We start from the raw sequence: 9,530 nt of genomic DNA, 5'->3' as shown, positions 1-9,530 counted from the left end.
CGCAGCGCCGCCGGACGTGACCGCCAAAACCATCTCGCGGTTACGGACCCCAAGCTGCTGCAACACAACCGACGCGTCAGCCGTGGTCAGGCCCATGTCCTGAATGGCGTCGGCAATCGTGGCAATCTTCTGGTCAGCGTCTAGCCCCTCAAGGCTCCGCGCTGTCAGGCCAAGCCGCTCAAGAGCCTCGCCCGCGCCCTTGCTGCCCTTGGCAATTTCGCGGTCCATCGTTTGCACGGAATCCGCAAGCACAGACATAGACACGCCCGCCTCGCCAGCGGCCAGTTCCAGCGCCCGAAAGCCGCCCACGCTGCTATCCAGCCGCCGCGCAGCCTTCGCAGCCCGGTCAATGTCCTGCGCGCCCTTGAGTGCCGCCGTAGACAACGCCGCACCCATCGCTGCCGCAGCGCCAGCCACGACAAGAAACTGCTTTCGCATGGCCGCAAGCGTGTTCTGTGACCGCTTCGCGCCCTTCTCAAATTGCGCCGAGTCGAGGCCCAGATTCACGCGCAATGCGCCGATGACCGATTTGCTCATTTTGACCCCTGCGATGAAAGCGCCAAGCTAATCAGATAGCCGCGCACACGCTCCTGATTGACGGCATCTGATTGTTCCTGCGCCGCCGCGCCCGTCGCCTGAAACTTCGGCATTTTCTTCGGGTCGTGGTGCGCGAAGCTTATCAATCCGGCGAGTTCGTAGTTGCGCGCCCGCGCGTCGTCGTGTTCGCGCGTCCGCCGCTTATATTCGCCATCCAGCACCGTGATGATTTCCGAAAAACACAGCGGCCAAAAGTCAGCGTATGGCAGGCCAGCAGCGCACCACTGTCCTAGCATGTCTTCGATAGGGTTGCTTACTTCGGGCTTTTCTTTGCCCGTGGCGCGTTTCCCTCAGCTTCCGATGCTGCCTTGGGATAAGCCGCCGTGACTGCCTCGCCTAGCTTGGTAATGGATTCCTCAATGCCGAGGTCATCCATAATGTCACCCGCCGCATCCTCTGTCAGACCGTCAACGTGCGACATGCTGGCCCAGATCAGGCGGCGCAAACGCTCGGTGTCGGACGGGTTGTCCTGCACCGCGCCGATCCCCTCAAGGAACGTCTCGCCAGCCGCGCGCTGATAGCGAACCTGCGCGTTCGTGGAAAGGCGCATGGTGTACGCCTTCCCTCTCAGTTCAAACTCGACCGTGCCGATCATGCCGCTGCGGTCCCTTTGGTCCAGGTCACATCGCCAGTGGTGCGGATGCTGATCGTCATGCCAACAAGGTCGCCAACGTCGCCAGCCTCAAGCTGCGGTGTCGGGAAGCCGCGAAACTCAAACACATCGCCGGTTGCTTGACCCGGTGCCGCCTTCATCGTCGTGCGGTAATAAGCGGGGGTGCTGCTGGCCTGATCCGCAAGCTGCTGCTCGTAGCCGTCAGCGGTATAGCCGCAAGGAACGCTGATAACGCCCGCGTCCTTCAAGCCCTTCACATATTCGCGAAAGCCGTTGGGGCTGTCCAGCGATGTTGCGTCGAGAAAGTCAGTCTCAACGATAGGCACGGCAACGCCCTTGGCTTCGGGGATCTCAGTGTAGGTGGTGCCGTCAAGGCTGCGCTCTACGGTGGCTCCATAGGCGATAATTTGCTGGCTCATGTAAGCCTCCGTTTAGGTTGGGTTGAAGTGAGTGATAAAGTCGAGAGAGACTCGGAACGGCCTGTCAGCCTCGTTAGTCCCGCCCTCTCGCGTGTCCCGGCTTCCTGCCAGAAAAACGCCCTGAAACCCGCCGCCGCTGTGACCGTCCAGAACGGATCGCACGGCGCGGGAAAGCTGTTTTGACTGCCCGTATGTCAACGCGTAGTTGTCGATTTGAATGCGCCCAATCGAGTGCCCATCTGGACCGCTAAGGTTATGACCCTCCGCGTCGCCAATAGTCCAAAGAACCACACGCGGGAAGGACGCCCCCTGAGCATTTGCCCCAAAGTCTATACGGTTGCCACAAATGGCAGTGACCTCGCTGCGCGAAAGCAGCAAGGCCCTAATTTCTTCTTCCATAGTTTTTCCCTATCTAGGGATTAGACAGCCGCGCGCCCATGGTTAGGGTGAAACCCATATTCAACCTCAGCAGCCAGTCTAACCGCCACAGCGTCCTCAAAACTATCAAACAGACCTAAGTGCTTGGTCCGCCCTTTATGGTTTATAGTGGCGCGCCATTTTTTATGCGATCGCATCCAGCCTACGCCTGTGACCCCGCTTGTGTTGTTCGTAACTATTTTCTTGTTTCTCGTGTTTTCTGCGCGGCTTACGTCGCGCAGATTATGCAGCCGGTTGTCTAGCCGGATGCCGTTGATATGGTCTATCTCACCCGTCGGCTTTGCCCCGTTGACAATGCTCCAAATGACTTGATGTGCGCGCAAAACGCATCCGCGCATGTTCGTCTGAAAATATCCCTGACTCTTTGACGTAAACGCTTCTTTGCCTGCGTATCTGGTATTCCAAACCCGAAAGGCACGTAGATCATCAAACCATACGCGATTGCGGGGCTTCCAAAACAGCTTTCCAGTCTGCGGCTCATACCGAAGCAGTTGACGTAATACGGTCGGGCAAGGTAGGGCTTTGTTAGCCATTATTCGGACCCCTTCACGGTTCGATTTGGTTAGGGCGGGTTCGGTGTTGAAGCACCTTTCCCGCCTAATCTTTATAACCGAAAAGCCTTTGAATCACAAGGATTTTTAGCCCCTCGCGGCCTTGCGTCTGGCCCGCGTCACTGACTTCTCGACCTCAAGGGCCAGTTCTTTGCCAAGGCGGTCCAGCAGAGGCATCGCGTCTTGGTCAAAGGCGGGGCGCATGAATGGCTGAGGCCCGTGGTTAATGTTGCCAAATTCCATCTGCACCGCTGCTGGGTCATTGGCCCCAACAAAGCCCTCAACGCTGGCCTTGTCGTCGCGAAACATCTTGCGGTGAAGTGCCGCCTGCCGCTTTGTAAGTTTGGTGCCGTATGCAACAGAATCCGCAAGGTTGCCTGTGTCGCCCACTGGGGCCATTGACCTTGCCAGTTCCGCCATCGGCTCTGCCGCCTTTTTCAGCGACCGCCGCAACACGCCCTTGCCAGCCGCCTTGCTTAGTTCTTCAAGCGCCTTGTCGAGACCCGCAAAGCCTTGCAGCTTTAGGTCAGCCATCGGCGCGGGCCGTCGCGCTGATTTCCAGCCATTCGCGCCGCCCACCAAGTTCCTTGACGCCGTTAATTCCGAAGGTTACGCCCTCAAATACCAGCCGATCCTTGGGGCTAAGGTCCGCAGAGAAGGCGCTGTAACGCACCTTAAAGCGGCTCATCAAGTTAGCCTCAACAGCACCAGCGCGGGCCTTTTCGCCGTCTGACACGTCCGTCTTTTCGCACCAGAGCGGCGCGCCGTGATTTGCAAAAGCCTCGGTTTTGGCAAACCCGTCATCCACCAGCGCCGCCCGCTGCACCTGAATTTGACGATCCAACCGCCGCGCCTTCATACGGACCGCCAACGCATCGCAGCCACTAGCGCATCAAACGCCGGGGACAGTTCAGACCCGTCATGCAGATGCTCGGCAAACAGTTTCACTGCCATCCTGACCGCTGGCAGTTGTTCCACAGGCATGGCGCAAGTGTATTGCACCCGCACAACGTCCGCGTCAGGGCCGTCAGTCTCAACAAAGGGGCCAAGCGCATCAACGCCCAACTCTGCCTCTGTAGCGGGCTGAAATACGCCCGCCGCGTCCTTGTAGGTCACGACAACGCTAGACGCATCCGGCAGCGCAATCCGCAGCTTGCCCCAGCCGCTGAAATCCTGCCGCCATGTCTGGGGCATGATGCAACGGCCAAGCACACCGCGCCAGCCGTCCAGATGCCCCACCGCTGCCTGTTCAATCGCCTCGATCTGCGCGTCATCATCCGCAGCCGTCACGCGCAGATGTTCGCGCATGTCAATAAGCGACACGACAGGCAACACAGGGGCCGTGACAAGGATCGGTATCATTTCTTAGCCTTGGGCTTTTCGGCCTCAAGCGCGCCGACAGATTTTGCCGCCGCTTCCAGTTCAGGCGGGCAATCGTCACCGGCCTTAAACTGGTGCGGATAAATCTCGCCAGCCTTCACGCCGTAGAATGGTTTGATGAATTTCATGGTGTTCTCCTATCGGCTCAGAAAAGGGGCAAGTCGCCCTGCCCCTCAAAAAGCCGATTAAGCTGCGATGTTCATCGCCTTGAGCGCTTCGGGGTTGAGCAAACCGCCGCCGACGCGCTTTGTGGTGTAGAACTGCACGTAAGGCTTGGCCGAGTAGGGGTCGCGCAGCACACGGGTGCCGACGCTATCCACAACCAGATAGCCCTGTGCAAAATCACCGAAAACGATAGGTTTGGAGCCTGCCGCAATATCCGGCATCGCCGGAACTTCGGTCATTGCGTAGCCCGCCAAGGTCGCAGGTGCACCAGCCTGATAGGATGGCTGCCAGATGTAGTTCCCATCGCCGTCCTTAAGAAGCTGCACCGCAGTCCTAGTGTTGCGGTTCATAACAAAGCGCGCGTTGGCCGTGAACGCAGATGGCAACTCTCCGACAAGTCTCAAGATGCCGTCCGTGGTCAGCGCGGCGGCAGCACCGGAGTTTGTCGCAAGGATTGCGCCGAACGGATGCGCGGCTGCGTTGGTGCCGCCCGTGATGTAGGTCAGCAGGCCATTAGGGCGGTTGTTTGCCCCAGTGCCAGAAACGAACGCCACGTTTTCCTGAAACGCAAACTCGGTCTGCACTTCGCCAGCAAGCCACGCCTCAAGGTTGACAAGAGCGTCATCCAGAAGCTGCTGCGTTGCGCTCGGATTGGCGTAGATTTCGCCAACACGATAGGCCAGCGAACCGAAAGTAGGCGATGTTGTTTCAGGACGCGCAGCGGTTTCGCCAACCCAGCCGGACGCGGTGCCGCGCAGGTTGAACAGCTTGGTGAAGCCGGTTGTGCTGATCGTCTGCACACTGGCAATCTGGCGCATGGGCGAGACTTCAATCAGCTTTGCTGTGATTGTGCGGTCCCATTCAACGGGCGCAACAAAGCCGCCTTCAGCGTCAGCGCCTTTGTTCAGCGATGCCTGCACGTCGCCCTTGGTCATGTGCTTGGCGAAAGCCTGCGTATACTCAGGGTCTTTCATGCGGCTGGCGTCTGCACCATAGCTTGCGGCGACTGCCAGCTTGGCGTTGGTTTCATCAAGCGCGGCCTGCAACTCACCCACGGTCGCGTTGACCTTTTCCAGCTTGTCGCGCGTCACCACGTCATCAAACTTGGCGTTCACGCCCTTGATCTGCTCTGCATGGGCTTCCTTGAAAGAGGCGAAAGCGTTTTGCAGTTGGCCCAGAATTTCGTTAGGGTTGCTTGCGTCCGCACGTGCGAACATGATCCCGCGAGCGGGTGTTTTCAGATTAGCCATTGGTTTTCTCCTAGGCTTTGAGGGTTTCAATCAGTCGCGTCATCGCGTCTGCATCAAAGCCAGCGCTAGGCGTGGCTGTCCCGGTAGCGCTAGGCGTACCAGCCGCTTCCTTGAGAAGTTGACGCCGCTCGACACGCGGCATTCCAGACTTCGCCAAGGTTGCATCCAATCGGGCGCGGGCCTTCATCTTGCCGCCTTCGCCCTCCTTGTCGTCATATGCGGGAACCTCAAAGGTCGCGTCCGCGAAACCTGTTTCAATCGCCCGCTCTGCGCGAAGCCATGTTTCCGCGTTCATCATTTCCGCAATGTCTTCGGGCTTCTGGCCTGTCCGCGCTGCGTAAATATCAGCCATCGCCGCATCAAACTCCGCGAACGTATCAGCCGCTTCCCGCATGTCGTTCTGGTTGCCCATCACAAGCCCCCAAGAGTTATGAATCATCAGCATAGAGCCAAGGCCCATTTCAATTCGGTCCGCTGCCATTGCGATTACCGAAGCCGCCGATGCCGCAAGCCCCATCACGCGCACAGTGACCTCCGCAGGGTGTTCCCGCAAAAGGTTGTAGATTGCCAAGCCCTCGAACATATCGCCGCCAGGGCTGTTGACGTTGACCGTCACAGGCTTCCGGCCAATAGCCCGCAGCGCACCAGCAATCCGGCGCGCTGTAATGCCACCGCCGCCGAAAGGGTCTTCACCGATTACATCATACACCGAGATAGTATTGCCATCAGCCTCAGCCGCGCGCGGGTGCCACTTGTCCAGAGCATCCGCAGGCGCGTCAAACTGATAAGACTGCGGGCGCGCAAAGGCTTTAGCTTCAGGCAGTTTGCGAAGTGTCATTTCTGGTCTCTCCTGCTGCGATAAGCCCGCCGCCGTCTGGGTGTTGACCCAAACCAACGTGGTCGCGCGCCTCGTTTGCTTCCATCCACGGGCGATGCCCACCAGCGCCTAGCGCCTTTGCCAAGAACTCCGCTTGGTCCTTCATCGTGCCGCGCAGCAATTCCCGCTCGTCAAAATCGGGATAGATCACGCCGCGCTCAGATACCGGCTGCAAAGCCCGCGTGATGCCCTGTTCCCAAACCGAGAACCAAGGGGCTAAACCAAACCGGACAAACAACATCGCCAGTTGCTCAATACCCGACCCCCAGGACGTGTCGTCCATTTGCATCAGCGGGCGCGGAACCCCGAATATCCGCCCGATTGCTTCCGTAAGCTGCGGGCGCGTTTCTGCAATCTGTGCATTCTGTGCCGTTGCTGGCGGAAAATCCCGCGTCATGCCCTCTTCAAGCACGATGGTCTTGCCCGCATTTCCCGCGCCAGCATAGCCCGCGTCAAAGGTCGCCTTGAGCCTTGCCGCAGCGTCTGCCCCCAACTGGCCGGGATGGATCAACGCCACGCCTGAAATTACGCCATTGCGGTAAATGCTGTTGGCCGCTTCCATCTGCTGCCGCGCTGTCTTGATGACCTCGCCCGCCTTCTTGATCCGAGATACGCCCTTATCCGTATCAACCGAGAACCCGCGAAGGTGCAAAACATCGCGCGGCTCCAAAATCATAGACTGCGACTTGGTGTTCAGGATCTGGTAGCGAACCGGAAACAGCCCTCCATCCGTCTCAATCGAAACCCGCATCGGGTCTAGCGGGATTAGCGCCGAAACCCGCCCCAGCGTCCGCACGATCTGCGCGTAAGCGTTGCCGTGCAGCAAAAGCCAGCCCTGCATCAACTGCTTGAACTCGTGCGCTGTTTGCCACGGGTTAGGCTGATAGCGCAGCAAGCCGTAAAGCGGATGATCCAGCGCCTCCCGAATTTCGCCCGTCGCCTCGTCCCGCTGCATCATCGTCAGGGGCAGCATTGCAATAGTGCCGCCGATCAGGTCACACGCCCGCAAAACAGCATCGTTATTCAACGCCGCCTCTACCGAGTCCTCAACATCGCCCTGCCGCACAAACTCATAAAACGCGGGCGATTGTAGGGCGGTTGACGCCTGCGGGTTTTTATCGCCCCGCGAGAACGGGAACCAGTTCAGAATGCCCATTCAAGCCCGCCTTAAAATACTAGGACGCCGCGCGTCTCGTAGACGCTTGGCCCTTTTGCTTCTGGATTGCGGCTCATGACTGTCACGGCGTCGAATAACGCCATCACAGGGTCAATCTTTGCGTCCCCGGCGTTTTGCTTTGTCGCCCGTATCGCCGTTGCCGTTGGTTCTATCTTTATATTTCCGACTGCCCACGCCATCAGCGCAGAACCCGAATGTCGCAATGTACCGTTTGCAAGCTTGCGCTCTGCTGTCTTGATCGCGTTCATCATCGCGTAACCCTGCGGCGCGCCGATCAGCAAACCAGCCTCTTGCGTCACGTCGATTTCTGCCAGCGCCTCGATAAGCTCACCAAGCCCCGCAGGATCAACCGCAACAGAGGCTAGCAAGCCACGCTCTTTGACTTCGCTAACTATTTCGATGATGCCGGAAATGTCGCCTAGTTCATCATCAACTATCGTAAGCTCGCCTTGAGCCGCAAAATCTCTAAGCCGTGCATCAATGGATTTTCGCCGCTCTAGAACGCCCTTGTGACACCACGCATGAGACCACGCCAACCAGTCGCGCGTCACCTTCTGACGGCCAATTACCGACAGGCCAAATAAGTCATCCAAGCCGCCGCCATCAACTCCCACAACCGCAATTTCGCTTTGCTCCAAAACGTATTCAAGCGTTAGCGCCTTGTCGCCCCTGCCCTCCCAGAAATCAGCGCCGGACCAACGGTTGCCACGCAGGCTCATGCCAATCTCAACATTCAAGTGTTTGGCAAGAAAGGTGCGGCGCGTATCACCGTCGCCAGCCATTTCCTTGCGAAGCTCATCCTCTAGCCATTCCTGCTGGACGGAATGCGGAATGTTTGGGTTGGTAATGTAGAAGTTCGCAGGGTCCAGATACTCAGCAGCCTCAACCATCTTTGGCGGAAACTCATAAATCACGCCCAACGACTTGCTGTCTTTGATCTTGCCGTCGCGAACATTACGAAAGTAATCTAGCTTCGCCTTGAACACGCCAGTCGGGGGCGTGTCGCTTTGCGTCGAAAGCGAGATAACAAACCCCTCTGGGCGCGAAACCAAGCCGCCTGTCGCCTCGCGCAGCATTGCGTCAGCTTTTGGTTTAGACCCGAACACCCAAAGCTCATCCACCAGAACAAACGCTGCTTTCTTGCCGCTAACCGTGTCGCTGTCAGCCGCGACCACTTTCAACGCCGCGCCTGTGGTCTTGTGCGTGATGGTTCGGACGTGATCTTGCACGTGTAGAAGTTCTTCTAGGTCAGGGTCTGCCCGCACCATGTCAGCCGCTGGCTTGTAGCTGTTATTCGCAACCTCAATTGTGGGCGCAAGGATCAGCAGTTCTGCCGACATGCGCCAGTTTCGCAGCAGCGCCGTGACCATGATGCCCGCCGCAATAGTTGACTTGCTGTTCTTCTTAGAAATCAGCAGGAAAAATTCACGGATCAAACGCTTGCCGCTTTCAGGGTCATAAGCGCCAAAGATCGCAGCAACAAAATCGAACACCCACTGTTCGCAGGCCTCGCCAAAAGTAGGGCTTCCCGCCGCGTCCACAATCCGCAGTGACTTGAAAACCTCAAGCGCCGCGCTGGCCTCAGCCGGATACAACGGCGGGAATGGGATCAGGGTTTCCTTTGCAACCACTCGCCGCTGCCAATCAGGGCAGGCGGTGGACCACTCAGGCATCATTTATTCGACACGACCAGCTTGGGCGCTGACGGCGGGGCAAACTTGCCACCAGACGCAGCCCGATCCGCAGCAGCTTGCTTTTGTTCCTTCTTGCCAAGGGCCGCTTCGGCTGGCTTCATATGCACAAACGGCGCAGCGGCAACGGCCATCCGGTCGCGCCGCCCATCGTCCGCCTTTCCGTCGTTCATCACTTGGATCATGTATTCCAGCGGGCTAAGTCCGTTCAGCTTTACGCTTGGACGCTCTGCCTCGGCCTGTGTTTTTGGCGCTGCGATCTCGCCCTTGCGCGGACGGCCAGCGCCCGGTCTTGAGCCGCCTCGTGCCATTTGATTTCCTTTAATTTAGGTTTGATAAATTCAAACGGACGGGAAAAAATCTCCGCATGAG

The 9,530-nt window shown here is 58.2% G+C and carries 14 protein-coding genes and 1 pseudogene; all 15 read right to left on the bottom strand.

Going from position 1 to position 9,530, the window contains the following annotated elements; translation table 11 throughout:
* A pseudogene (locus VGP75_RS14220) lies at positions 1-537 on the bottom strand (hypothetical protein); the annotation flags it as partial.
* Entirely contained in the window at positions 534-758 is a 225-nt protein-coding gene (locus tag VGP75_RS14215) for a hypothetical protein (RefSeq protein ID WP_327544295.1), read from the bottom strand. The gene VGP75_RS14215 and the pseudogene VGP75_RS14220, both read right to left, overlap by 4 nt.
* Before the next feature lie 92 nt (positions 759-850).
* On the bottom strand, positions 851-1,147 hold the full coding sequence (locus tag VGP75_RS14210) for a hypothetical protein (RefSeq protein WP_327544294.1): 297 nt from the start codon (positions 1,145-1,147) through the stop codon (positions 851-853).
* A gap of 41 nt (positions 1,148-1,188) precedes the next feature.
* The gene (locus VGP75_RS14205; RefSeq protein WP_327544293.1) at positions 1,189-1,629 is read right to left on the bottom strand and encodes a phage tail protein; all 441 of its coding nucleotides are present in this window, start codon (positions 1,627-1,629) and stop codon (positions 1,189-1,191) included.
* A gap of 12 nt (positions 1,630-1,641) precedes the next feature.
* Entirely contained in the window at positions 1,642-2,028 is a 387-nt protein-coding gene (gp17, locus tag VGP75_RS14200) for a DUF3168 domain-containing protein (protein ID WP_327544292.1), read from the bottom strand.
* A gap of 20 nt (positions 2,029-2,048) precedes the next feature.
* Positions 2,049-2,600 (bottom strand): HNH endonuclease signature motif containing protein, encoded by a 552-nt coding sequence (locus VGP75_RS14195; RefSeq protein ID WP_327544291.1) that lies wholly within the window; start codon positions 2,598-2,600, stop codon positions 2,049-2,051.
* A 105-nt stretch (positions 2,601-2,705) separates the two neighbouring features.
* Positions 2,706-3,152 (bottom strand): HK97-gp10 family putative phage morphogenesis protein, encoded by a 447-nt coding sequence (locus VGP75_RS14190; RefSeq protein WP_327544290.1) that lies wholly within the window; start codon positions 3,150-3,152, stop codon positions 2,706-2,708.
* The gene (locus VGP75_RS14185; RefSeq protein ID WP_327544289.1) at positions 3,145-3,462 is read right to left on the bottom strand and encodes a head-tail adaptor protein; all 318 of its coding nucleotides are present in this window, start codon (positions 3,460-3,462) and stop codon (positions 3,145-3,147) included. The genes VGP75_RS14190 and VGP75_RS14185 overlap by 8 nt, the downstream gene beginning before the upstream one ends.
* A gap of 11 nt (positions 3,463-3,473) precedes the next feature.
* A complete protein-coding gene (locus tag VGP75_RS14180) occupies positions 3,474-3,980 on the bottom strand; it encodes a head-tail connector protein (protein ID WP_327544288.1) in 507 nt (168 codons plus the stop codon).
* On the bottom strand, positions 3,977-4,126 hold the full coding sequence (locus VGP75_RS14175) for a hypothetical protein (protein WP_327544287.1): 150 nt from the start codon (positions 4,124-4,126) through the stop codon (positions 3,977-3,979). Before VGP75_RS14175 ends, VGP75_RS14180 begins: the two co-directional genes overlap by 4 nt.
* Before the next feature lie 57 nt (positions 4,127-4,183).
* Positions 4,184-5,413, bottom strand: a complete 1,230-nt coding sequence (locus VGP75_RS14170) for a phage major capsid protein (protein WP_327544286.1) — start codon at positions 5,411-5,413, stop codon at positions 4,184-4,186.
* Positions 5,414-5,423: 10 nt separating this feature from the next.
* Positions 5,424-6,251: a head maturation protease, ClpP-related gene (locus VGP75_RS14165; RefSeq protein WP_327544285.1), complete on the bottom strand. Its 828-nt coding sequence runs from the start codon at positions 6,249-6,251 to the stop codon at positions 5,424-5,426.
* Positions 6,229-7,446 carry a phage portal protein gene (locus tag VGP75_RS14160; RefSeq protein ID WP_327544284.1) on the bottom strand — a complete coding sequence of 406 codons (1,218 nt, stop codon included), beginning with the start codon at positions 7,444-7,446 and terminating at the stop codon, positions 6,229-6,231. The genes VGP75_RS14165 and VGP75_RS14160 overlap by 23 nt, the downstream gene beginning before the upstream one ends.
* Before the next feature lie 11 nt (positions 7,447-7,457).
* Positions 7,458-9,098 (bottom strand): terminase large subunit, encoded by a 1,641-nt coding sequence (locus tag VGP75_RS14155; protein WP_327544283.1) that lies wholly within the window; start codon positions 9,096-9,098, stop codon positions 7,458-7,460.
* A 41-nt stretch (positions 9,099-9,139) separates the two neighbouring features.
* Positions 9,140-9,469, bottom strand: a complete 330-nt coding sequence (locus VGP75_RS14150) for a hypothetical protein (protein WP_327544282.1) — start codon at positions 9,467-9,469, stop codon at positions 9,140-9,142.
* Positions 9,470-9,530 lie beyond the last annotated feature (61 nt).

Origin of the sequence: Yoonia sp., from assembly GCF_036007805.1 — a bacterium.
Classification (GTDB): domain Bacteria; phylum Pseudomonadota; class Alphaproteobacteria; order Rhodobacterales; family Rhodobacteraceae; genus Yoonia.
This window is presented reverse-complemented; position numbering and strand designations above follow the sequence as displayed.